General features: G+C 37.9%; 20 protein-coding genes. 9 read left to right on the top strand and 11 right to left on the bottom strand.

The features are described 5' to 3' along the window. Complete coding sequence (gene rimK, locus L2586_RS08895) at positions 1–879, top strand: 30S ribosomal protein S6--L-glutamate ligase (protein WP_235292530.1); 879 nt, start codon at positions 1–3, stop codon at positions 877–879. 56 nt (positions 880–935) lie between these two features. On the opposite strand, the gene truA is transcribed toward rimK, so the two are convergent. From truA to L2586_RS08870, 6 genes are all read right to left on the bottom strand, one after another. Beyond that, positions 936–1,688, bottom strand: a complete 753-nt coding sequence (gene truA / locus L2586_RS08890; RefSeq protein WP_235292529.1) for a tRNA pseudouridine(38-40) synthase TruA — start codon at positions 1,686–1,688, stop codon at positions 936–938. Between the two features lie 882 nt (positions 1,689–2,570). Further along, positions 2,571–2,912, bottom strand: a complete 342-nt coding sequence (locus tag L2586_RS08885; RefSeq protein WP_235292528.1) for a PadR family transcriptional regulator — start codon at positions 2,910–2,912, stop codon at positions 2,571–2,573. Next, positions 2,912–3,607 carry a hypothetical protein gene (locus L2586_RS08880; protein ID WP_235292527.1) on the bottom strand — a complete coding sequence of 232 codons (696 nt, stop codon included), beginning with the start codon at positions 3,605–3,607 and terminating at the stop codon, positions 2,912–2,914. The genes L2586_RS08885 and L2586_RS08880 overlap by 1 nt, the downstream gene beginning before the upstream one ends. A gap of 1,045 nt (positions 3,608–4,652) precedes the next feature. Then, a complete protein-coding gene (locus L2586_RS24810) occupies positions 4,653–4,862 on the bottom strand; it encodes a PadR family transcriptional regulator (protein ID WP_394804399.1) in 210 nt (69 codons plus the stop codon). A 167-nt stretch (positions 4,863–5,029) separates the two neighbouring features. After that, complete coding sequence (locus tag L2586_RS08875) at positions 5,030–5,803, bottom strand: enoyl-CoA hydratase/isomerase family protein (protein WP_235292526.1); 774 nt, start codon at positions 5,801–5,803, stop codon at positions 5,030–5,032. Positions 5,804–5,813: 10 nt separating this feature from the next. Continuing rightward, on the bottom strand, positions 5,814–7,838 hold the full coding sequence (locus L2586_RS08870; RefSeq protein WP_235292525.1) for an NADPH-dependent 2,4-dienoyl-CoA reductase: 2,025 nt from the start codon (positions 7,836–7,838) through the stop codon (positions 5,814–5,816). Positions 7,839–7,985: 147 nt separating this feature from the next. Between L2586_RS08870 and L2586_RS08865 the strand changes: the two genes are divergently transcribed. The 4 genes from L2586_RS08865 to L2586_RS08850 are packed head-to-tail and all read left to right on the top strand — an operon-like array spanning position 7,986 to position 12,437. Further along, positions 7,986–9,194, top strand: coding sequence for a T9SS type A sorting domain-containing protein (locus L2586_RS08865; RefSeq protein ID WP_235292524.1), 1,209 nt, complete (start codon positions 7,986–7,988; stop codon positions 9,192–9,194). Between the two features lie 32 nt (positions 9,195–9,226). Then, positions 9,227–9,811: a hypothetical protein gene (locus L2586_RS08860; protein ID WP_235292523.1), complete on the top strand. Its 585-nt coding sequence runs from the start codon at positions 9,227–9,229 to the stop codon at positions 9,809–9,811. After that, positions 9,808–10,275, top strand: a complete 468-nt coding sequence (locus L2586_RS08855) for a (2Fe-2S)-binding protein (protein WP_235292522.1) — start codon at positions 9,808–9,810, stop codon at positions 10,273–10,275. The genes L2586_RS08860 and L2586_RS08855 overlap by 4 nt, the downstream gene beginning before the upstream one ends. Continuing rightward, positions 10,272–12,437, top strand: a complete 2,166-nt coding sequence (locus L2586_RS08850; protein ID WP_235292521.1) for a xanthine dehydrogenase family protein molybdopterin-binding subunit — start codon at positions 10,272–10,274, stop codon at positions 12,435–12,437. The genes L2586_RS08855 and L2586_RS08850 overlap by 4 nt, the downstream gene beginning before the upstream one ends. A 313-nt stretch (positions 12,438–12,750) precedes the next feature. Here the strand turns inward: L2586_RS08850 and L2586_RS08845 are convergent, their stop codons facing one another. From L2586_RS08845 to L2586_RS08835, 3 genes are all read right to left on the bottom strand, one after another. Continuing rightward, a complete protein-coding gene (locus tag L2586_RS08845) occupies positions 12,751–13,239 on the bottom strand; it encodes a cupin domain-containing protein (protein ID WP_235292520.1) in 489 nt (162 codons plus the stop codon). A gap of 113 nt (positions 13,240–13,352) precedes the next feature. After that, positions 13,353–13,901 carry a hypothetical protein gene (locus tag L2586_RS08840; protein WP_235292519.1) on the bottom strand — a complete coding sequence of 183 codons (549 nt, stop codon included), beginning with the start codon at positions 13,899–13,901 and terminating at the stop codon, positions 13,353–13,355. Positions 13,902–13,995: 94 nt separating this feature from the next. Beyond that, entirely contained in the window at positions 13,996–14,355 is a 360-nt protein-coding gene (locus L2586_RS08835) for a hypothetical protein (RefSeq protein WP_235292518.1), read from the bottom strand. Positions 14,356–14,454: 99 nt separating this feature from the next. Between L2586_RS08835 and L2586_RS08830 the strand changes: the two genes are divergently transcribed. Further along, positions 14,455–15,357 (top strand): oxidoreductase, encoded by a 903-nt coding sequence (locus L2586_RS08830; protein ID WP_235292517.1) that lies wholly within the window; start codon positions 14,455–14,457, stop codon positions 15,355–15,357. A 673-nt stretch (positions 15,358–16,030) separates the two neighbouring features. On the opposite strand, the gene L2586_RS08825 is transcribed toward L2586_RS08830, so the two are convergent. Further along, a complete protein-coding gene (locus L2586_RS08825; RefSeq protein WP_235292516.1) occupies positions 16,031–19,294 on the bottom strand; it encodes a S41 family peptidase in 3,264 nt (1,087 codons plus the stop codon). Positions 19,295–19,547: 253 nt separating this feature from the next. Between L2586_RS08825 and L2586_RS08820 the strand changes: the two genes are divergently transcribed. Further along, complete coding sequence (locus L2586_RS08820; RefSeq protein ID WP_235292515.1) at positions 19,548–19,976, top strand: hypothetical protein; 429 nt, start codon at positions 19,548–19,550, stop codon at positions 19,974–19,976. Positions 19,977–20,096: 120 nt separating this feature from the next. Here L2586_RS08820 and L2586_RS08815 read toward each other — a convergent pair whose 3' ends face one another. Beyond that, a complete protein-coding gene (locus L2586_RS08815) occupies positions 20,097–20,813 on the bottom strand; it encodes a hypothetical protein (RefSeq protein ID WP_235292514.1) in 717 nt (238 codons plus the stop codon). A gap of 295 nt (positions 20,814–21,108) precedes the next feature. Between L2586_RS08815 and L2586_RS08810 the strand changes: the two genes are divergently transcribed. After that, positions 21,109–21,615, top strand: a complete 507-nt coding sequence (locus L2586_RS08810) for a pyridoxamine 5'-phosphate oxidase family protein (RefSeq protein WP_235292513.1) — start codon at positions 21,109–21,111, stop codon at positions 21,613–21,615. A gap of 295 nt (positions 21,616–21,910) precedes the next feature. Further along, a complete protein-coding gene (locus tag L2586_RS08805; RefSeq protein WP_235292512.1) occupies positions 21,911–23,440 on the top strand; it encodes a tetratricopeptide repeat protein in 1,530 nt (509 codons plus the stop codon). Positions 23,441–23,468 lie beyond the last annotated feature (28 nt).

Here is a 23,468-nt window from a genome sequence, read left to right as displayed (position 1 = left end):
ATGAAAATCATAATATTGTCACGCCAACCTCAACTGTATTCTACCAAGAGACTTTTCGAGGCTGGAGAGGCTTTGGGGCATGAAATGTTAATAGTTGATCACCTGAAATGCAACATTGAACTAGAAAAGAAGAAACCTAAGATTTATTATAAGGGCGAATACTTGGAAAATGTGGATGCGATCATTCCTAGAATCGGTGCTTCGGTTACGTTTTACGGGACGGCTGTCGTTCGTCAATTCGAAATGATGAAAGTATTTTCAGCTGTTGAGTCACAAGCATTGGTTCGTTCTAGGGATAAATTGAGGAGTCTTCAGTTGCTAGCAAGGGCTGGGGTAGGCATGCCGAAAACGGTGTTTACTAATTTCACGAAGGATGTGAAACATGTGGTCGATACAGTGGGCGGCGCGCCTGTGATTCTGAAATTATTAGAAGGGACACAAGGGCTGGGAGTTATTCTTGCCGAATCGCAAAATGCGGCAGGTTCAGTGATGGAGGCTTTTAATGGATTAGAGGCGAGAATAATCGTACAAGAATTTATAGAAGAAGCTGGAGGTGCTGATATCAGGGCATTTGTGGTGGACGGTGAGGTAATCGGAGCGATGAAGCGACAAGGAAAAGAGGGCGAATTTCGTTCGAATCTACATAGAGGTGGAAGTGCCAATATTATTGAGCTTACGGAGGAAGAGGAATCTACGGCTTTGATTTCAGCGAAGGCGATGGGTCTAGGAGTCGCGGGTGTTGATATGCTTCAGTCGAAAAGTGGTCCATTGGTATTAGAAGTGAATTCTTCTCCAGGATTAGAAGGTATAGAGAAAGCGACAGGTGCGGATATTGCTGGGAAAATTATTCGGTATGTGGAGCGAAATGTAAAGAAGTAATGATCGTTTTCAGAAGTCTTTCATTAGACTTTTAGTGGAAGTCTAGGATGATTTTATTAATCCAAATTTAGGTTAATAGAATCATATTCAATTTTGGTAAGGGTTAATCCTTGAGCAGGCGCTAATTCGAAGTGTTTTGGTTTGTTTTTCAGGTCAATGTAGTCTTTGAATTCGTCGATATGAAGACTTTCATTACCGATTTTGATTAAGTTTCCGACTAATAATCTCATCATATGATGCAGGAATCTACTGCCACGAACGGTAATGATGATGGTTTGACTTTCTTCTTCGAGCATTACAGATGCATTGAAAATCGTGCACATCGTATTGTTCATCAACTTTGGTCTCTTGCAAAAGTTTTCAAAGTCCTTATTGCCAATAATATAGGAGATGGCTTCGTCCATTTTTAGGTGGTCTAGTTTTGTAAGGACAGCAGTTGTATATTGATTGGTAAATGGATTTTTCAAATGAGATAATCGGTATTGATAAGTACGTGCTGTCGCATATTTTTGTGCATTGGCTTTCTCCGAAACGGCAGTGAATCCTAGCATCGCAATATCTCTAGGAAGCATTCTATTCATCTTAAATGTTAGGTTAGTTGGGTCAATTTCCAAGTCTACATGGAAGAAGTACTGACTTGCATGCACACCAGCGTCGGTCCTTCCGCAACCATGAATGATTACTTTTCTTTGTAAAATGGTGGCGAATGCATCTTCGATGGTTTGTTGAACACTCGGTGCTGTTTTCTGCCGCTGCCAACCAGAATAGTTGCTACCGTTAAAGGAGATTTCGAAGAAGTAGCGGATCATGTTTGTTTTTAATGCAAATATAATGAATAGCTGTTAGCTGTTAGCGATAAGCTGTTAGCTTTCAGCAGAAAATTATGTTGATGAATAGATCGGTAAGCCGAGTAGAGTAGTGAGCGCGAGCAAGGATTGCCGAGCTGTGATCGTTGAAGCTTTTAGTTTCTTGTTTTTAGTTTTCAGGAAAACAGATTCATTAAAGTTTCTACTTAATCAGCTAAAAAACATTCAGCTTCTCGCTAAAGCAAGACAGGTCGCAGTCCTAGCCTGGCCCAATTTCCACCCGCTGGCTTCTCGCTATAGCAAGACAAGTTCGAGTCTTCATGTTTTTATAATGATCTGATGGTCTGACATTCAGTTCAGGCTATCAAGATCATGGATTGCGTGAAAACATTTGATGAATAGATCGGTAAGCCGGATAGAGTGATGAGCTATGAGCACTTAGCTATTAGCTTTAAGCAGAACAGGACCGAGTGTTCCTTTCACAAAACTTAAAGTTAATGATCTGATGGTCTGACATTCAGTTCAGGCTATCAAGATCATGGATTGCGTGAAAACAATTGATGAATAGATCGGTAAGCCTAGTAGAGTGATGAGCTATGAGCGGTTAGCTTTTAGCTTTAAGCAGAACAGGACCGAGTCAATATGTTATTTTAATCTTCGATCTTCGCTAAATCATAAAATTAATGATCTGATGGTCTGACCTCCAGTTCAGGCTATCAGGATCATGGATTGCGTGAAAACATTTGATGAATAGATCGGTAAGCCGGATAGAGTGATGAGCTATGAGCACTTAGCTATTAGTTTTAAGCAGAACAGGACCGAGTCAATATGTTATTTTAATCTGCGTTCTTTGCGAAATCAGCGGGAAACTTTATCCACTAATACCTATCCAGTGACCTGACTTGGTTTAACCTTGAAAAAGTTATTCATTGTCATCATATATCTTGTAAAATCCTCCAGAAGAGCACTCGTTTCTTGATGCCCTTTCTCAGTGAGACGATAATATTTTCTACCTCTATTTTTTACCATTTTTATAGAAGATTCAATAGTGTCGTTGGCTTCCAACTTATGAAGTAAAGGATATAGCGAGCCTTCTTTGATTTCAATTTCACCTTGCGTACTTTCTTTAATCAGTTTCGTGATTTGATATCCATACATTTCCCCGTGTTCGGATAATAGTTTCAATAAAATAGGCTCAATGCTTCCCTTGTATAATTTTGGATCCATCAGTTTAGGGCATATTTTTTATACTGTTCATTGAATTTTTTCAAAAGACCGTTAGGGATCTTATATGCTAGGATATACAGGCTAATTAAGAAGAATGTTAAGTAGAAAGAAGTAAACCAAATTAAAGGAGTCGTTAATTCGATTATTTCATTACCATTAAAATTAACCGCTGAACTTGGAAATATATATCCGAAGGTGAATAGGATAGAACCGCTTAGTCCATAATAGGAATCTAAATAGAGATACTTATTCATTATGTCTTCCTTCATATGTAATTTAAAACTTAAAGAAATTGCCAATGCAAATACCATTATTGCTATGTATGGAGTATGATTCCAAAAATTAAAGGAATAGAATGTTTGTATTAAATAAGTTGTCGAGAAAATTAGAATAGCAATAAATATCAATGGCGGTTTAAGAAAATCAAGGAAAAGTTTAATAATGTGCTTTTGCCAAAATTTGCGCATGGCTTTTTCTTTCTCCTTCACCACTTGAGAGAAACCTAACGTACCGAAACCTTTATAAACTTCTTGAAGAGCATCTTCAAATTTCAGGTCAGGTTTCTTAGATTGCTTCTCCTCAATTCCGCTTGCAAGGTGATCCACGAGTTCTAGCTGAACATCTTCATATCTCACGTAATGCTGAACTAAAAATCGTTTGAGATAATTTATTTCTTGTGTGGTTAATTCTGCCATGAAGTAAATATACATAGGAATACTATGTATAGCAAATTTCTTTTTATTTTTTTTAACCTACTCAACTAGATCGGTCAGCCTAGTAGAATGATGAGCTATGAGCACTTAGCTATTAGCTTTAAGCAGTAAGCTGTTAGCGATGAGCAATGAGCTATTAGCTGTTAGCTTTTAGCAGAAAAGTATGTTGATGAATAGATCGGTAAGCCGAGCAGAGGACTGAGCGCGAGCAAGGATTGCCGAGCTGGGATCGTTGAAGTTTTTAGTTATTTGTTTTTAGTTTTCTGGAAAAAGAAATAACGTAACAAAATAAGGTGTCGCACCTCTGGCGCTTATATTTTTTTGAGTGTATTTGATGTTACAAAGGTATCGTCCCTCTGGGACTAGTCAGAATCGTAAGCTGAGTAGAATTAGCGATGAGCTGTTAGCTTTTAGCTGAAAAGTATGTTGATGAATAGATCGGTAAGCCGAGTAGAGTAGTGAGCGCGAGCAAGGATTGCCGAGCTGGCATCGTTGAAGTTTTTAGTTATTTGTTTTTAGTTTTCATGAAAACAGATTCATGAAAGTTTCTACTTAATCAGCTGATAAAACATTCAGCTTCGCAGTCCTAGCCTGGCCCAATTTCCACCCGCTGGCTTCTCGCTATAGCAAGACAAGTTCGAGTCTTCATGTTTTTTTAATGATCTGATGGTCTGACATTCAGTTCAGGCTATCAGGATCATGGATTGCGAGATAGCATTTGATGAATAGATCGGTAAGCCGGATAGAGCGATGAGCTGTGAGCTGTGAGCGGTTAGCTTTAAGCAGAACAGGTCAGAGTGTTCCTTTCACAAAACTTAAAGTTAATGATCTGATGGTCTGACATTCAGTTCAGGCTATCAAGATCATGGATTGCGTGAAAACACTTAAAAACATTCAGCTTCGCAGTCCTAGCCTGGCTCAATTTCCACCCGCTGGCTTCTCGCTATAGCAAGACAAGTTCGAGTCTTCATGTTTTTATAATCTGCGTTCTTTGCGAGATCAGCGGGAAACTTTATCCACTCAATACCTATCCAGTGACCTGACTTATTTTAACCTTGAAAAAGTTATTCATTGTCATCATGTACCTTGCGAAATCCTCAAGAAGAGCACTCGTTTCTTGATGCCCTTTCTCAGTGAGACGATAATATTTTCTACCTCTATTTTTTACCATTTTTATAGAAGATTCAATAGTGTCGTTGGCTTCCAGCTTATGAAGTAAAGGCCTTGCAAGACACATTTTCCACCCGCTGGCTTCTCGCTATACCAAGACAAGTTCGAGTCTAAATATTATTTTAATTTGCGTTCTTTGCGATATCAGCGGGAAACTTTTTCATCTATCCACTAAAAAAACATTCATAGCATCACTCTATGTGATACCATGAGTTTTTTCTATCCACTAATAACCTACTTTCTCTTCGCACTCAACTCCATCAACTTCTTCATCAAAATCGACTTCCCATCATTCTTAACAAAATGATCGATTGTCGAAATATGCCCATTCGTATGGTCATTTTCCATCGTAGAAATCAAATTCAACCTTAGGTTACTTTTCATTCCACACCATGTCTTGTAATCATAACTCAAGTACTCCTTCATCTTTAATTCCGCAGTTTCAAGTACTTGATCTAAAGGAACCAATTCATCAACTAATCCCATTGTTTTCGCTTCGAGCGGATCCATTAAGCGACCAGTCAATAAATTCTGATATGCCCTTCTTCTTCCGATCCAGAAACTGTACAACTCAAATATAGCCGGTGTCGGCATCACACCTACAGGCAATTCATTTAAGCCAATTTTATACTTATCATCATCAGCCATTACTCGGTAATCCGAAGCAATCGCAAGCACACAACCACCAGCAGGACTATGTCCATTAATGGCTGAAACAACCGGAAATTCTGCCTTCACAATATTTAAAGTCAAATCAAAAAATGCCTTGAAGAAAATTTCAGTCTCTGCTTCAGATTGACCAATCAATTCCTTCATATCCAGACCAACGGAAAAGATGGAGCCTTGACCATTTAATATGACTCCTTTCGCGCTTTTCTCGTGAAAACTACTAAAATATTGACCTAAATCCGAAATCAATTCCAGATTTAATGCACTTGCTTTCCCATTGTTAAATTGACAAATCTCAAATTCTCCTTTATCAATTATATTTAGTGTTTTAAAACTCATAATTTCTATTTTATAATTGTGCTGCTAAATGAGACGCCTCATGTATTGCTCTCTTCGCGTCCAATTCTGCCGCTAATTTTGCCCCGCCAATCAAGTGAACTGATTTTCCACCTTCTGATAATTCATCATATAGATTTCTAAGTGGTTCTTGGCCAGCGCATACAACAACAGTATCTACTGGTAAAATTTTCGTTTCTCCATCATGTGTGATATGCAAACCTTCATCATCGATTTTGTCATACTGCACATTAGCCAACATCTTTACTTTTTTCATTTTCAATGAAGCTCTATGAATCCAGCCAGTCGTCTTTCCTAGATCTTTTCCATGCTTTCCACCTGATCGCTTTAGTAGATAAAGCTCTCGAGCCGCAAGTTCAATTTCTGGTTGTTTTAATGCGCCAGCTGACTTATATTCCATATCAACTCCCCATTCATCCATATATTCTTTCGTATGAAGACTCGGCAATATGCCCTGGTGCGCCAAATATTCTGAAACATCGAATCCAATACCTCCAGCACCGATTACCGCCACAGAAGCACCCACTGTTTTCATTCCACTCAATACTTCATCATAGATGACCACTTTTTCATGATCGATGCCTGGAATTTTCGGCACTCGAGGACTTACTCCAGTTGAAATAATGATATCATCATAACCTCCAGCTTTTAAATTTTCATGCGTCGCCTTAGTTTCTAACCTAACGTCAACATTGTATTTCTTAAGCATGACATCATAATATCTAATCGTCTCCGCATATTCCTCTTTCCCAGGAATTACCTTCGCAAGATTAAACTGTCCACCGATAGAATCACTACTTTCGAATAAAGTAACATAGTGACCTCTTAAAGCTGATATCGTTGCTGCCGCCATTCCTGCTGGTCCTGCACCTACAACCGCAATCTTCTTAGCAAGAGCTGCAGGCTCATAATTTAGTTCCGTTTCATGACAAGCTCTTGGATTCACTAGGCAAGAGGAAATTTGCATAGTGAAGGTATGATCGAGACATGCTTGATTACACGCAATGCAGGTGTTAATTTCTTCCGCTCGATCCTCAGCTGCCTTTAAAACAAACTCAGCATCAGCAAGGAAAGGACGTGCTAGTGAAACCATATTGGCTTTTCCAGAAGCAATAATTTCCTCTGCAATTTCAGGCGTGTTGATTCTATTTACCGCAACTAATGGAATATTTACTTCGCCCATTAACCGCTCCGTTACCCAAGAAAAACCGCCTCTTGGAACGACCGTCGCAATCGTTGGAATCCGTGCTTCATGCCACCCGATTCCTGTATTGATAATGGTTGCGCCCGCTTTTTCAATTTCTTTCGCAAGTAATACAACCTCTTCCCAAGATGATCCTCCTTCTACCAAGTCTAACATTGACAATCGATAAACGATGATGAAATCTTCACCTAAAGCCTCCCTTGTTTTACGCACTATATCCAATGCGAAACGGATTCTATTTTCATAAGAACCACCGAATTCGTCCGTTCTGTGATTCGTTCTTTTTGCTATAAATTGGTTAATTAAATAACCTTCTGAACCCATGATTTCTACACCATCATATCCTGCTTCTCTAGCTAACTGGGCACATTTTACAAAATCCTCGATCGTCTGATGGATCTCAGGAATACTTAATGCCTTGGGTGTGAAAAAATTGATAGGTGCCTGAATGGCGGAAGGTGCTACCAGTTCTTGATTATAAGAATAACGGCCTGTGTGCAGAATCTGCATACATATTTTCCCTTCCTCCTTGTGAACAGCTTCTGTAATTAGTCGATGCTGGGCAACTTCTTCCTTATTTGTCAATTTTGCTCCATGAGGCGCGACAACTCCTGCTGGATTAGGTGCAATTCCACCTGTAATGATGAGGCCAACTTGCCCTTTCGCTCTTTCTGCATAGTAAACTGCAGCTCGCTCGAACCCGTTAGGAACTTCCTCTAACATCGTGTGCATAGAGCCCATAATCACTCTATTCTTCAATTTTGTAAATCCTAAGTCAAGGGATTCTAATAAATGTGCGTATTTTTCCGACATAATTCAATTCTAAATGTGGTTCAAGATAACAGAAAAATGTTAATGAAACATTAGATTTTTAAAAATTTGACCCAAAGTCAAATAAATTTAGGCAAACAAAATATAATTCGTCTAAGGTCTGCATTTAAAATACTAATTTAAGAAAATATGCTATTACGATTTTTTATTGTTCTGTATTTATTGACTGGCTCGGTTCTGATCACTGCCCAAAATAAGGATATATCTATGTTTATTTTTGGACATAGTTTAATTGATCACAGACCACCAGCGACGGAAACTCCAAGTGATGAAACAACGGTTCCTCATTGGATCTATTTGCTAGCTCAACATGCTAATCATAATTATGCTGCTGGAGGTCAGTACGGTTTTCTGCAACAACATGCTAATCTGCCTCCTTTTTCTCAATGGGGCTACGATATTGTGCCTGGTGTATGGGATTCAGATTTCATGTCTTTTCAAGAAGCAAAGATCAATTCCACTATGATTACAGCTGGTAATTTTATCCAATATCAAGGTCCTGAATTACCATATGAAGATCCCAATAATACAGATCAGTTTAGTCCGATTTCAGCGACTGAGATAATAGTGGATTGGTTGGGAGAGAATACGGTCGATGGTAATATTTATATCTATGAGAACTGGCCAGACATGGCTGGTTTTATTGCAGGAGAAGGATTTCCTGCGTCCGCTTCGGAATTTACAGCGTATAACGATTATACGAGAAATGCCTTCCATGAATGGTGGATTGCCTATCAAGATGCATTGTTGGAATCTAGGTCTGAGGCGAATGTTCGCATGATTCCAGTGGGACCGATTCTTGCGGATTTATTAGATGGACTATTGGCGGACATTCCTTTTGAGGATTTATATGAAGATAATGCACCGCATGGCAAGCCCAATATCTATTTCCTAGCAGGACTGATTAGTTATATGGCCGTCTACGAAGAGAAAGCGCCTGCTGATTTCGAAGTTCCTGATTTAATCCATTCTGAGATAAGTGAGCATTATGTTAAGGTGGTCAATTTTATTTGGGATTATTTAATTGCATTTAATACGGGTTCGGGAGAAAGCAGAGTATTTACATCTGTGCCTAGTTCTTTACAAGATTGGCCTCAACATGAAATGGAGCGAATGGTTATTTTTCCTAATCCTTCAATTGATAAAATTCATATCGAAATTGACGAGGAAATCATGAATGTGGAGGTTAGAAATACATTAGGACAATTGTTAATTGAACAAAATGGGCTGCAATTGAATTTAGTAAATGTTAAGTCACTTCAGGCTGGTCAATATTTGATATTAGTTCAGACAAAAAGCGGCCACATTCATAATGCTTCCTTTATCAAGTTGGAATAGGAAGATGGAGAAATAAAACGTACATAAATAATATGAAATTCAGATCTATCTTACTCATGATTACGCTGCTCACAGTGGTAATGGTGAGCTATAATTTTAATGAGGTAGCTGAAGTTCAGCTGGAAGAGCAAAGTATGGAGGCGTTCGGGACTATGATGGAAGTAGTCATGCATAAACGCTGTATGAATTGTCATCCGAAAGGTGATCAACCACGTCAGGGAGAAGATAGTCATTTGCATTATTTCGGAGTTCAGCGTGGCGAAGATGGACACGGAATTGCAGCTTTGAAATGTGAGACGTGTCATCAGAAAGAGAATAATTTGAATTCAGGAGTACCAGGAGCGCCGCACTGGCATCTTGCTCCTAGAAGCATGGCTTGGGAAGGTTTGAGCAGAACAGAAGTTGCTTCAGTTTTTATGAATCCAGAGACGAATGGTGGTAAATCACCTGAAGAAATAGAGAAGCATATGACGGAGGATGATCTAGTACTCTGGGCATTCGAGCCTGGGATTGGGCTAGATGGAGTCCCGAGAGAAAAACCACCAGTTTCTAAAGAAGAATTTATAGAAGCTGTTAAAATATGGATTGCTAATGGCGCTAAAATACCATCTGAATGAAAGTAGATTTTAAATTAAATCAAAAAGAGGTCAACGTAGATGTAGATGAAAACACGCCACTTTTATGGGTGATAAGAGATGTTCTGGACATGAAGGGAACGAAGTTTGGCTGCGGTAAAGCGGCCTGCGGAGCTTGCACGGTTCATGTGGATGGCGAAGCTGTTCGATCATGCTCATTTGCAGTGAAATTTGCAAGCGGGAAGTCGATTAGAACAATAGAAGGACTGTCTAATGGCGAGGACTTACATCCTGTTCAGCAAGCATGGAAGGAGGAGATTGTGCCTCAATGCGGTTATTGCCAACCTGGTTTTATGATGGCCACAGCTGCTTTGCTCGATAAAATTCCGAATCCTACTGATGAAGATATTGATAAAAATATCGTCAATATTTGTCGATGTGGCACCTATTATAGAATGAGAAAAGCAATTCACAGAGCTGCTGAGTTGAAAAATGAAGCATCATGAGTAAAAAGAAAATTTCTAGAAGAAAGTTTTTAGTTCGAACTTCAGCAACTGGCGGAGTTCTTCTTGGTGCGATGTATTTCGGAGGATGTGGAGTGGTGAAACGCAAGATTGCAGGGATTGCGAATACGGCAGAGGCGCCATATACTGGAAATACAGATGATCCAATGATTTGGTTCGAAGTAAGTCCTGATAATAAGATCACACTGAGTTCTCCGAAAGTTGAGATGGGGCAAGGGACTTTCACCGGAATGGCTCAATTAGCTGCTGATGAATTAGGCGTTGATATAGAAAATATAGAAGTAAAACATGCTGCTTCCGACTCTGGAAATATCGATAGTTTTGCAACTGGAGGGAGTACCTCCATTATGAGTTTGTGGGTTCCATTGAGAGAATTGTCAGCTACGATGAGGCAAATGTTAGTGAATCATGGAGCTGAATTACTTGGGGCAGAACCTGCTGATGTCGAAGTGACTAAAGGTAATATTACGGCTAAGGGTAAAACATTGACCTATGGAGAAATTGCTCAGAAAGTTACTGAATGGAAGGTGCCTAAGACTCCGAAGCTAAAAAACATCAATGATTATAAATATATAGGGAAACCAGTTCCAAGGGTAGATCTTCATGATAAAGTAGTCGGTGCTTCGATCTATGGAATAGATGCAACAATGCCTGATATGCTGCATGGTGCTGTCGTTCGATCTACTCATATCGGTTCGAAATATAAACGTGCGGATATTAGCAAGGCTGAAAAGATGCCAGGTGTTGTAAAAATTGTGGTGGAGGATGATTTTGTCGGAGTAATCGCGAATTCATATACAGAAGCGCACAATGCTAAAGATGCAATCCAGGTAGAATGGGAAACAGACCGCGAATGGCAGACGGAAGATATTGAGAAAATGGTGGAGGTGGGTCAAGGTAAACCGGTCACCATTCAGAAAGAAGGAAGTGCTAAGCGAGTTTTAGCGAACAGTGATGATGTTATTTCCTTAGCATATAAAAGTCCTATTGGTGGTCATGCGCAACTAGAACCTAATGGAGCACTTGCTTACGTAGATGGTGAAAAGGCCACCGTTATGTTGTCTACTCAAGTGGTGAAAATTACACGTGGAGAAGTGGCTGATCGACTTGGCATCTCTAAGAAAAATGTCAATATCATTCCTACTTTTCTCGGTGGGGGGTTCGGTAGAAGACTTCATACACCGAATGCAGTTCAAGCGGCTATTTTATCCAAAGCGGTCGGAAAACCTGTAAAATGTTATTTCAGTAGGAAGGAGGAATTCCAGCAAGATACTTTTAGACCACCGACGCACCATGTGCTTAAAGCGAAGATGGATGAAAGTGGCAAGTTGATAGAAGCAATAGAACATAATGTATCCAGTGGAGATGTGATGTATGGATCTCCTTTAGTTCCGAGAATTGCACAACCTTTAATTGGTTCTGATGTGGGAGCATGGAGAGGTGGAATGATTCAGTACAGCAAAATACCTCATTATAGAGCGGTATCGTGGAGAGTGAAGTTGCCATTTGCGACAAGTTGGTGGCGCGCATTGGGTTTGCTAGCGAATACATTTGCCATAGAAAGTTTCATGGATGAATTAGCGGTGAAAGCTGAAATGAATCCAGTAGAATTTAGATTAGCCCAGATTAATGATGATGAACGAGGAAGTAGGCTGAAAAAGGTAATCGAAAAAGCAGCTGAGGAGTCTGGTTTTCAAGATGGTGTTATGGCTAATGGAAGAGCTATGGGATTTGCAGCATCTACGGATGCGAATACACCAGTTGCACAAGTTGTGGAAGTGTCTATTGAAAACAATGAAATAAAAGTACATAAAGTTACTTGTGTCATAGATCCAGGTCTAGCTGTGAACCCTGACCAAATCAGAGCGCAATGTGAAGGTGCTATTATCATGGGTATGAGTGCGTCGATGTATGAGAAGATGCAAGTGGTGAATGGTCAGTTAACGCCTACGATTTATGGTCCATATCGAATGGCATTGATGAAGAATGCACCGAAAGAAATTAATGTACACATCCTTGAAAATGCAGAAACGCCTGGTGCAGTAGGGGAGCCACCATTAGGGCCGATCGGAGCAGCAGTTGCTAATGCGGTATATAGGATTACAGGAAAAAGGTTACGGGAGATGCCGTTGAGTTTAGGGTAGAATTATTGGGAAAAAGTTATTCTTCGAACTTAAGTTCTTACCTATATTGGATTTCGTACTTCATTGCGAGAAGAAAATCTCGGGATAAATCCCAAGGTCCTTTGAGCATACAGTATTCAAGTTAAAGTATAAATGAAACTCGTAGTCTATTGCCAGAAAGATAATTTCAGATCCAAGTCCAGGTATAATAGGACCTCGTACTTCATTGCACGAAGAAATTAATCTCAGGATAAATTATAAGAACACATCTCAGTATAAACCTAAGGTCCTTTAAACTATAAACTTTAACCTCTAAACTAAAAAAAACTATCCCTTAAGTTCTCTTGAAATCATCTTGAAGCCTAACAATATCATCTTCGTCTGAAGGATGATCAGGATCTGTATGTTGCCAAATTTCTGCAACTTTTCCCCAGTCATCAAGACCTACAAGGCGGTGCCTTTCACCTTTTTGTAGGGTAATAATATCACCAACTTTATATTCTTTTAGCTCTGTTTCTTCATCTGTATCACTTTTCACAACACCGACCGTTCCTTCGACAACCGTCCATACTTCCGATCTTCTATGATGGTACTGCCATGAAAGTCTTTTATGAGGAGCAACAAGAAGAATCTTAGGACTTACTTTTTTGTTTTTGGTCAATGTATTTACCTCGAATTCAGGAAAAAATTCATTGATAAACTGTTCTGTATGTTTTTCATCTATAACAAAGAAGCCACCCCAAGGACGATTAAAATCGGTTCTTTCGAATGTGTAATGCTTTGCTTCTAGTTCTTCGTTGGTTGTTTTGAAAATTTGCTCCATTTGCTTTTAATTAATTGTGTAAAAGAAGACTCTATAGAATCATCCATCATATACAAGTCAAACTTCAGAAATAAAGTTTAAAAAGTACTTATTTTATCGATGATTTCTAAAATTTATTTCTTTTTCAGCTCAAATCGATGAATAATAGAAAGAGCTACATTCGATGCATTTATTCCTCCTTCAACATAAACGTTATCTAATGCTTCAAATTCGGAAGCTTGTATAGAAAGACCCAGCGATGGTATGGTTTCAATACTAACATAGAATTGTTGATTAATATCATAGGAGAGACCAAGTACATAACCTATACCTACTCCCACATTTGCTGTTGGGCCTGTGCTGCTTCGATATGCAAGATTTAAAAAGGGCTCGAAACCTCTGTAGAAAACTAATTTATCAGAAATTTTCTTTCGGATCTCAACACCAATGGCCAGATCACTTCTAAATTGAAATGATGAATTATCATTGACCAAGCCTAGTTGAAATATTCCTGTTGCGCCTCTAAGTCTAAAATAATCTCCATTCCTCATTTCCTTCTTGTATATCGCTCCGAAGGATTGGAAATTAGATAGTCGTAGACCAATTTCCGTATTGGTGTTTTGGGCACTTAATGTGGTAATGGATATCGTAATAGCTATAAATAAAAATAGAGGTTTTTTCATAAGATTGTTTTAATCAAACTTATAAAAAAACCTCTCTTAAACTCTTTTGAATAGTAGATTTAACGGTAAATTAACCAGAGCTGTTAGCGTCTAGTTAATTTTTAATTTTCTTTATTACCGACCTGTCATTGGCTTTAATGACAATAAAATAATTTTCATTTTCTTTGGTAACTGGGTAATCAAAATTGTAAGTTTTAACTCCAGATTGCACAAATTGCTTTCTAAATAATTCATCTATTTTATCTCCACTTTCGTCGATGAGATACATTTCCATGGTTTGATCCTTTGGTAACAGGAACTGAACCATGATTTTAGATTTTGCAAAATCAGGATAAACCGTAAATTCAATTTCACCCATAGATAATAATTCTGTGGACGATGTTTCTTGAGCTTTTAGCTGAGTTGCTGAGAAGCAAAATAGTAAAGCAATGATGGCACAATTTAGTATTTTCATTTTCTTATTTTTCAGTTGTAAGTAACATATTACAAATAATCATAATTCGTGCCATAATTGAAACCATCCCCATTTATTTCTGTTTATTAAAAAAAAGATATGTTTAGACTTTCTGAAATGCCTGATCAAAAGGGAAAAATTGCTATTGTTACAGGTGCAAATATTGGCCTAGGATATGAGACAGCCAAGGCTTTAGCGATGAAAGGAGCGAAAGTGATTATGGCGTGCAGAAACAGAGATAAAGCTGATTCGGCTATGAAAGCTATTTTGAATGAATGGCCAGATGCAGATCTGGAATTTATTTCACTTGACCTTTCTTCGAAAAAATCGATTAAGAGTTTCGCAGATTCTTACAAAGCAAAATACTCAAATCTTGATTTGCTAATAAATAATGCGGGGATAATGATTCCTCCATATCGAGAAACAGAAGATGGATTCGAATCACAGTGGGGAGTCAATTATTTAGGTCATTTTTACCTTACAGGAATGTTGATGGAAACGATAGAGAATAGTGACCATGGAAGGGTGGTGACCTTAAGTAGTCTTGCTCATATCAATGGAAAAATCAATTTTGATAATCCGAATATGAAGGATTCTTATAAGCCAATGGTCTCTTATCGACAAAGTAAATTGGCATGTTTGATATTTGCTTTTGAACTTCAGAGAAGATTGGAGGCAAAGGATTCAAAGGTCATTTCAGTAGGTGTTCATCCAGGTGTAGCATTGACAAATTTATTCGCTGCTGGTCCAAAGTGGATGAGGCTGATCGCGCCATTATTCAAAGGGATGTTTAATACCGTGGAGGGAGGTGCTAAGCCTTCGATTATGGGAGCCATTGATCCGACCATGAAAGGTGGAGAATATCTAGGACCGACGGGAAAAAGAGGTATGAAAGGAGAACCAGGCATTGTAGAATCTAATGAGATTTCTAAAGATAAAGCTGTTGGAGATAAACTTTGGACGCTTTCAGAAAACCTGCTGGACTATAAGTTTGATGTCTAGGCCCATGAAATTAGATTTATTGCTTATTGAACCAAGAAATTTAGTGGTAGGAAATTTTAATTGAAAGACAAATGCATTTAGCTTCGCAGTCCTTGCCCTCGCTGTTATTGCTAAGCACGGCTTACGAGTCTAAATGCTAACTCAAGTAATTATTGACACACGAAATTTAGTGGTAGGAAATTTTAATTGAAAGACAGATGCATTTAGCTTCGCAGTCCTTGCCTTCGCTACTATTGCAAGGCACGGCTTACGAGTCTAAATGCTAACTCAAGTAATTTATTGAACCAAGAAATTTAGTGGTAGGAAATTTTAATTGAAAGACAAATGCATTTAGCTTCGCAGTCCTTGCCCTCGCTGCTACTGCTAAGCACGGCTTACGAGTCTAAATGCTAACTCAAGTAATTTTGTTGAACCAAGAAATTTAGTGGTAGGAAATTTTAATTGAAAGACAAATGCATTTAGCTTCGCAGTCCTTGCCCTCGCTGCTACTGCTAAGCACGGCTTACGAGTCTAATTGCTAACTCAAGTAATTTATTGAACCACGATATTTAGTGGTAGGAAATTTTAATTGAAAGACAAATGCATTTAGCTTCGCAGTCCTTGCCCTCGCTGCTACTGCTAAGCACGGCTTACGAGTCTAAATGGTCAATTAGTGGTTCATTGAAATATGGTTCTATTTTAAATCATTAATCATAATTTCGATTGCTTTTTCCAGTTGCTGATCCACTCCTTTGTCTACCATTCCAGGCATATTTTTCACCTTTACATCAGGTTCAGTCTGTAGATTCTCCATCCAGTTTCCATTTATATCTTTAGCACTGACAGGAACCACGCCCCATACAGAGCCATCTGGAAGTCCTTCCCATCCAGCAAAACTACAAGTACCTGGTGTAGGCATACCTACCGTTTTTCCTATTTTTAAATCAGTGTATCCTTGAGAAAAACAATGACCGTCAGAGTATTGAGCCTCACCGATTAAGGCAAGCGTAGGTTTCGTCCATCGAGAAGTAGGTTCACCTCCTACGACTTTTGCTTCTGTAGCGTAAGTGATGAATGGAACACCAGTGAAAAACATCGCTAAGTCAGCTACTAAATCACCTCCACCATTAAAACGAGTATCGACAATCATACCTTCTTTCTCGAAATATTTCCCCATCATATCTTCATAGATACTTCTATACGGTCCATCTCCCATTCCAGGAATATGAACATAGCCAAGTTTGCCTCCGCTTAATCTTTCTACTTCATCTTCATTTATTTCCACCCATCGCTTATACAATAACGCAGACTCTTCTCGAAGGGTAATTGGTTTTACGGTAATGACTTCACGCTTTTGAGTCTTAGGATCAAGAATTTCTAGTAATGTGAATTTGCCAGCAATTCTATTCAAGTATGCTGCAATATCTTTATCCGCGGTGACGAGTTCACCATTTATCTTTTCGATAATCATCCCTGCTTTCACATTTAATCCTGATTTATCAAGCGGGCCTCCTGATATGATTTCTTCTATCAAGGTTCCATTGCCGCTATGATCATAAGCCATGAAGATTCCCAAAGATGCCGTTTCGTCTGCATTATCAACTTTCAGCCCACGATACCTTGCACCTGCATGGGAAACATTTAATTCTCCTAACATTTCTGAAAGCAACTCTGTGAATTCATATGAATTAGATATAGATGGTAAATGCTTCTCATATTCCTTCTTCATCAATGGCCAGTCAACACCATGGAAATCAGGGTGGTAGAAGATAGCATTGGTTCTGATCCACACATGATTAAACATAGCAACTCGCTCTGCATCTGCATCATAAGCCATTTCACCATCGATTTTTACGGCCTCTTTTTTAGATTTGGCAACATCAATTTTTGAAATTTTTCCTCCACTAAGAAGAAACAAGTTTTTCATTTCATCATCCCACATTAAGGATCCTCTAGTAGCATCTAACTTAAGTGCCATTTTGGTTTCCTTAGTTCTTAGGTTAGTACTCCATAAATTGGATTTCCCTTCGAATCGAGATAAGTAATACAAGGTTTCACCATCCTTAGACAATACTGCGTCACTAAGACTTGACGAGTGTATAGTCAATCTTGACGTCCAATCTTCCATTTTGTCCCATTCAAAAGTTAGCAGCGTATCTTTTTTTACTGCCTTCTCTTCCTCTTTCTTTTTGCCTTTTTTCTTTTCATCCGATTCCTTCTCCTTCGCTTCTTTAGCCTTTTTTTCTTTCTCCTCTTTTTTCTTTAAGGCTTCAATGGCTTTTTGCAATTTGTAATCTTCTTCGCTTAGATTAAATTTATCCCATTCATCTTGATTGAAAAACATGGTATATACGTCGGATTGTGATTGGCCGCTTGTTGCATAAGACTTCAGTCCATTTCTATTACTAAACCAAAGCATTTGCTTTCCTTTATTCACCCACAGCGGAGAGCTATCAGAATATCCACTTTCGGTCAGATTGACTCTTTTCGAACCATCGGCTGCCATCAATAAAATTTCATCATTGCTTAGCGTTTTTCCCCAGTCAACCAGTAACCACTTACTATCGGGACTCCATTTAAAATTCTGATCACCATCTGACATGTGAAACAGGTCATCTGGCGTTAGAAGTGTAACCTCATTACCTGTACTGTCTTTCACTTTAAGTGTTCTTCGATCTTCTATAAACGCGAGACTTTTGCCATCTGGAGAATAGTTAGGAAGGTAATTGTCTTTGTCATTTGAAATAACGACGCTTTCCTTCAGCAGGGTAGAGGCGTAGAAAAAAGGCTCCTCCTCTCTTACTTTCTCTGTTTTGAATATGCTCCACTTACCATCTCTTTCACTGCTATACACGACGGATTTCCCTTTCGGTCCCCAAGTCACAAATCGCTCGTTTTCAGGAGTATTCGTTAATCGTTTGGTAAATGATTCCTCGACAGAAGTAACGAATACTTCTCCTCTCGAAATAAAGGCTATTTCCTTTCCACTAGGTGAAATGGCCATTTCTGCAACACTTCCATTTATACTGATAAATTTATCGGTATTCGTACTGGACTGTGTTCGGATAGAAACTGGAACTTTAACAGGCTCTTCTCCTATCTTCATAGTATATAACTCCCCATCGAATCCAAAACAAAGTGTTCCATTACCAATACTCAAGAACCTAACAGGGTGCAATTTGAAATTCGTAATTTTTTCAGATAGTTCTGGATTTGTGAAGGTACTTTGATGTACATTGAAACTTCCGTCGATTTCCTTCAGAAAGTAGAATGACTTTTCATCTTCACTGAAAACAGGGGTTCTATCTTCACCTTCGTAGGTTGTTAATTGGGTATGTACATTATTCGTAACATCATATTTCCATATATTTCTTGTAACAGCGGATTTGTGATGTTTTCTCATGGGATCTTCACCACCTACTCGGTCATGATAAACCATGAAACTTCCGTCTTTACTTACCTGCACATCTTCAGCAGGAAAGGTCAATAATTGATCAACTCTGCCACCAGCTATCGGGACACTGTAAAGCTCAGACTGCGAGCGATGTGGGAATTGTCTATGCTGAGCATCATCTTGACGAATAGCGTCGAAAATGATGTTTTTATTATCATGGCTAAAAGTGTACGGAATTTCATTGTTAGAATGAAAGGTGACTCTTGTTGCTGGTCCGCCCATAGCATCCATAACGTAGACATCAAAATTTCCATACCGATTAGATGCAAAGGCTAGTTTTTCTCCATCTTTACTCCATGTAGCTGCATAATCATGCGCTTCGTGAAAAGTTAGTTGTTGTGCCTGTCCACCTGTTACAGGGATGCGATATAAATCTCCTTTGTAGGTGAATGCAATTTGTGTTCCGTCAGGAGAAATAACTTGGTTTCGAATCCAATTTGGGTTTTCTTGTGCAAATAGTGAAGTGGCTATTAAAAGAAATAGCGGCAGTAATCTCAATTTCATTTTATGTGGCTTTAAGTTATAACCCCGAAAATAATCAAATTAATGATTCTTCCCAGCTAATTTTCTTTCTAGGAGCACTTATGCTTTTTCTAATAATAAAATTGATTTCCGGTAGGAGCGTAATACTGCAATTATAAATAAAAAAAGTTTCAGCCAACCATTTTGAAAGAAGGAGCGTCTATACAAAATGAAGATTAGTTTGTCCTGATGAAATTGGGAAAACATTGACATAAAATATTAAAATTTAGAAGCTATGAAAAATCTGTATGTATTCCTTATTATATCTATATTAAGTATCGTTTCTTGCGAGAAAGAAATGGCCACCCCACCTTTACCTAACTGCGATGAAAACACAGAAATAAATGCTGACGAATACCAAAATGCGATGACAGAAGGGGTAGAGATTATGAAAGTGGAGATTGTTGATCAATGTTTGAATATAACCTATAGTGCAAGTGGTTGTAGCGGTGATTCTTGGAAAGTAAGCCTCATAGACTCGGGCGATATTCTAGAATCAATGCCACCGCAGAGAAATCTAAAGTTTTCACTAGAAAACCAGGAAGTATGCTTAGCTTTTATTACTAAAACCACCTCTTTTGATATCTCTAATCTCCAGATAGAAGGAAATAGTGTTGTGCTTAATATTAATGACTCGGACGAAAATATTTTATTCGAATATTAAAAATTAAAGTAAGTAGCGTTCGCAAACTAACAATTTCAATACACATTTATCTTTGGCTGAATTTCCACAGGGATATTAATTGCCCAATGACTAAATTAGCTCATATTAGTGAAGGTCTGTCTAATTACAAAGTGCAAGAATTTCATTGGCGACTTTTTTTGCAACGTCAAAACTATCATTGACATCGTCACTAATATTGACAATAACTGAAAAGATTACATCTCCGTGCAATACATGCAGGTGTCCGTCAGTACCCATAGTGCTAGTTTCCCAAGATGCTCTATCACCGATTCCGGATACGCTTTTATAATTGAAATTGAGTGACATTTTAGATATTGATGTACCGATTTTCTTAGCTGTTTCTGATTCTTCAGCTAATTCTTCTTGGAGTTTTTTATCAAATTTTTCTGCATCTTCTGCGGTAACATTTTTATAGTATCCGTCAAAGTATTCTGGAAATGGTTGTTTTATTTTTTCTGAATCGAGAAGTTTAAAACTCCCAATTTGTATTTGGTTATCTTGAGCTACTTCCATAGCACCTAGTGCAGTTTTTACAGTTGTTGTTCGGTCAGAATCCCACCTAAATGTGCAAGTTAAATATAATGGGTTTTTCATCTTTACTGGTTCCTTAACCGTTACTAATTCAGGATCTATATTTGCAATACTAGCAGCTTTTTCTTTCGTAAGTAAAGCACACGGATCCATTGCATACTTGCTCAGGCAGGATTTAGTCTTACTCGATGATTTGACGGAAGCATCTGCAGTCGATGTTTGACTATTGCCACTACAAGAAAATAGGGATAGCAGAACGATAATGGTATAAATAAGAAGTCTCATATAGTTTTTTTTCTTTAGTCGGAGTTAGTGCTACTAAGTTAACTTTAATTACACATATTTTTTTAGGTCAATTTTAGAGTGATACATTAATTGCAGCTTTATAAAAGGTCTGCTTGATTTTATTCTAGTTGAATGTATAAGTTAAGATTTGTTTATCTTTTAGGCAAGTATGATCTGCTTTAATCTTTGAATTAGGTTTTAGGAGTCAGAGGAATCTCAAGAATAGAAAGTTATCTATTCTGATCTAAAAGTGAACATTTAGTGTCTTAAATTGATAAGAAAAGCAAAAAAGAGAATGGGAGATACTAAGAATTTATTTAACAAAGAAGCAGTTGAGAAAATACAGGATATGACCGGCGGAGGAACAATGATGATGTTCTGCTGTGACTTAGATGCGAAACCTTTTCATGCCACGCCGATGTCTACACAGAAAGTGGAGGATAATGGAGTGATTTGGTTTTTTAGTTCCGGAAATAGTGAGCGTAACAAAAAGCTGAAAAAGGATTCGCGCGTCCAATTATTAATAACGGATGATGGCTCTAGTAATTACATGAGTATATATGGCGATGCAATTTTCGTGCACGACCAAGAGAAGGTCAAAGAATTATGGTCGCCATTTGTGAAAGCATGGTTTCCTGAAGGTCCCTCAGATCCGAACTTAACCCTCTTAAAATTTACACCCAAAGAAGGATTTTACTGGGACACAAAGCACGGTAAACTTGTATCTATGGCTAAAATGATGGCTTCTGTTGTGACAGGAAAAGCAATGGATGATAGTGTGGAAGGGGAGCTGAAGTTATAAGAGTATATTTAATTGATAAAAAAATTAATCCTCACCATATATTTAAAAATAAATTAATGTGATATGATCTTCAGTCTAGATCATTCATGAAAAAAGATAACTACTTAGGAGCCTGATTATTATAAATAGTTGGGCTTTTTTTAGGTGTCAATTTTATAGTTGTAATTTTCAATTTTCATTGCTAAAATTAGAATTTTTTGAAAAGTAAAATTTTCTAATTCGTTTCATTTTTTACCTTTGCGATGATGAAATAATGTAAAGATGCCTTATCTAATTGAATATTGAATTTTTTTGTATGAAACTGTGTACAGGCTCTATTTTTCTTATTTTCTTATTGTTCAATTTACAATTGAACGCTCAGTATAATTTTAATTCTGGTTTCGAAACAGCCGATCCTACTAATGATTTCGAAGAAGTAGAATTAGTCGATAAGATGGCTATTCACGAAGCATTTTTGACTAAAGCTTTAGCGGATACAAGTGCGCTAACTAAAGTCTATGCCTATGTATATCTATATTATGACTATTTAAGAGCGAATGACTTTTCAACTGCAGCTGATTATTTAATAAAAGCTGAACATATAGTAGAAGATTCAGGGAAGCCGGGATGGAAAGGTTGGATTAGGCAGCGAAGAGCGATTTTAGAAGTGATACTGGATAATAGGGAAAACGCCTTGGAAGTATACAAAGAATCGATTCTATTATGTCGCCAATCGGGGGATAGTTTATGTGTTGCTAAAGGTTTAGAACAAATGGGCTCCATGTATGCACAAATGGATAGTTTTGATATTTCGAAAGTCTATTTCGAGAGAGCGTTCCCACTTCTAGAAACTTATGCCCCAACATTGACAAAAGGAATTTCTTACAACAACTATGGAATACTGCTATCTAGACAAGGTCAACCTAGAGAAGCAATCGAATATATGGACAGAGCGGTAGATATATTCACAGAGGAAAAAGAGTATCTGAAAGCAGGGAAAGCTATGAATAATCTGGCAGATGCGCATCGGAGATTAGGAGAATATTTAGAAGCCGAAGATGGTTTTCTGAAAACCATTGAATTCAATAAGTCACATGGGTTAGACGAGAATTTAATTCGAAATTATCTAGGTTTATCTGAAACGTATGATGAATCAGGTAATTATAAAGCGTCTAAACAATATCTGGAAAGATTCTATGACTTAAAAGACAGTCTTGTAGGAGCAGAGACAAAGTTGAAAATTGAAAAATTAGAGTCTGACTATGAACTGCAAGAAAAGGAGCTGGAGTTAAGTAAAAGTAAAGAAGAATTGATCCTTGCGAATAGAGCTGTAGAGCGTTTTTTCGGTTATGGAACGCTGATCTTATTACTTGGTGCATTCTTAATATGGAGATGGTATTTGCAACGAAAACAAACAAAAGAAGCATTAGAAGAAAACAAGAGGAACTTAAAAGAGTTAACTAATTTGCTGCTCGAAAAAAATTCAAAAATCATTGAATTTGAGGAGAAATTAGAAAAATCGAATGTTTCTAAATCCAAATCTAACAGTGACGATGTTCCATTTTATAATGAAAGAGTTTTAACAGAAGACGACTGGACATCTTTTAAATTGAAATTTGACAGATCTTATCCCAATTATAGAAAAAGACTTAGACAGCAACATCCTAATTTAACAGATGGTGAAGAAAGATTGTATCTCTTCATAAAGCTAAATCTTAGCACTGCTGAAACAGCTACTATTTTAGGTATTTCTAAGGAGAGTGTGAAGAAGAATAGATATCGACTTAGGAAGAAACTTGAGTTAACTACTGAGGATTCTCTTGAGGATTTAGTACAAACATTTTAGCCAAAATATAGACCATTCATAAGGAGCT

The sequence above is a fragment of the Portibacter lacus genome (genome assembly GCF_021533215.1).
Classification (GTDB): Bacteria; Bacteroidota; Bacteroidia; order Chitinophagales; family Saprospiraceae; genus Portibacter; species Portibacter lacus.
Note: the sequence above shows the minus strand (reverse complement) of the source record. Positions and strands in the feature narration are given on the sequence as shown.

Coding starts and splice junctions, on each gene's coding strand:
- rimK (WP_235292530.1), top strand. CDS start 1: ATGAAAATCATAATATTGTCACGCCAACCTCAACTGTATTCTACCAAG.
- truA (WP_235292529.1), bottom strand. CDS start 1,688: ATGATCCGCTACTTCTTCGAAATCTCCTTTAACGGTAGCAACTATTCT.
- L2586_RS08885 (WP_235292528.1), bottom strand. CDS start 2,912: ATGGATCCAAAATTATACAAGGGAAGCATTGAGCCTATTTTATTGAAA.
- L2586_RS08880 (WP_235292527.1), bottom strand. CDS start 3,607: ATGGCAGAATTAACCACACAAGAAATAAATTATCTCAAACGATTTTTA.
- L2586_RS24810 (WP_394804399.1), bottom strand. CDS start 4,862: ATGTGTCTTGCAAGGCCTTTACTTCATAAGCTGGAAGCCAACGACACT.
- L2586_RS08875 (WP_235292526.1), bottom strand. CDS start 5,803: ATGAGTTTTAAAACACTAAATATAATTGATAAAGGAGAATTTGAGATT.
- L2586_RS08870 (WP_235292525.1), bottom strand. CDS start 7,838: ATGTCGGAAAAATACGCACATTTATTAGAATCCCTTGACTTAGGATTT.
- L2586_RS08865 (WP_235292524.1), top strand. CDS start 7,986: ATGCTATTACGATTTTTTATTGTTCTGTATTTATTGACTGGCTCGGTT.
- L2586_RS08860 (WP_235292523.1), top strand. CDS start 9,227: ATGAAATTCAGATCTATCTTACTCATGATTACGCTGCTCACAGTGGTA.
- L2586_RS08855 (WP_235292522.1), top strand. CDS start 9,808: ATGAAAGTAGATTTTAAATTAAATCAAAAAGAGGTCAACGTAGATGTA.
- L2586_RS08850 (WP_235292521.1), top strand. CDS start 10,272: ATGAGTAAAAAGAAAATTTCTAGAAGAAAGTTTTTAGTTCGAACTTCA.
- L2586_RS08845 (WP_235292520.1), bottom strand. CDS start 13,239: ATGGAGCAAATTTTCAAAACAACCAACGAAGAACTAGAAGCAAAGCAT.
- L2586_RS08840 (WP_235292519.1), bottom strand. CDS start 13,901: ATGAAAAAACCTCTATTTTTATTTATAGCTATTACGATATCCATTACC.
- L2586_RS08835 (WP_235292518.1), bottom strand. CDS start 14,355: ATGAAAATACTAAATTGTGCCATCATTGCTTTACTATTTTGCTTCTCA.
- L2586_RS08830 (WP_235292517.1), top strand. CDS start 14,455: ATGTTTAGACTTTCTGAAATGCCTGATCAAAAGGGAAAAATTGCTATT.
- L2586_RS08825 (WP_235292516.1), bottom strand. CDS start 19,294: ATGAAATTGAGATTACTGCCGCTATTTCTTTTAATAGCCACTTCACTA.
- L2586_RS08820 (WP_235292515.1), top strand. CDS start 19,548: ATGAAAAATCTGTATGTATTCCTTATTATATCTATATTAAGTATCGTT.
- L2586_RS08815 (WP_235292514.1), bottom strand. CDS start 20,813: ATGAGACTTCTTATTTATACCATTATCGTTCTGCTATCCCTATTTTCT.
- L2586_RS08810 (WP_235292513.1), top strand. CDS start 21,109: ATGGGAGATACTAAGAATTTATTTAACAAAGAAGCAGTTGAGAAAATA.
- L2586_RS08805 (WP_235292512.1), top strand. CDS start 21,911: ATGAAACTGTGTACAGGCTCTATTTTTCTTATTTTCTTATTGTTCAAT.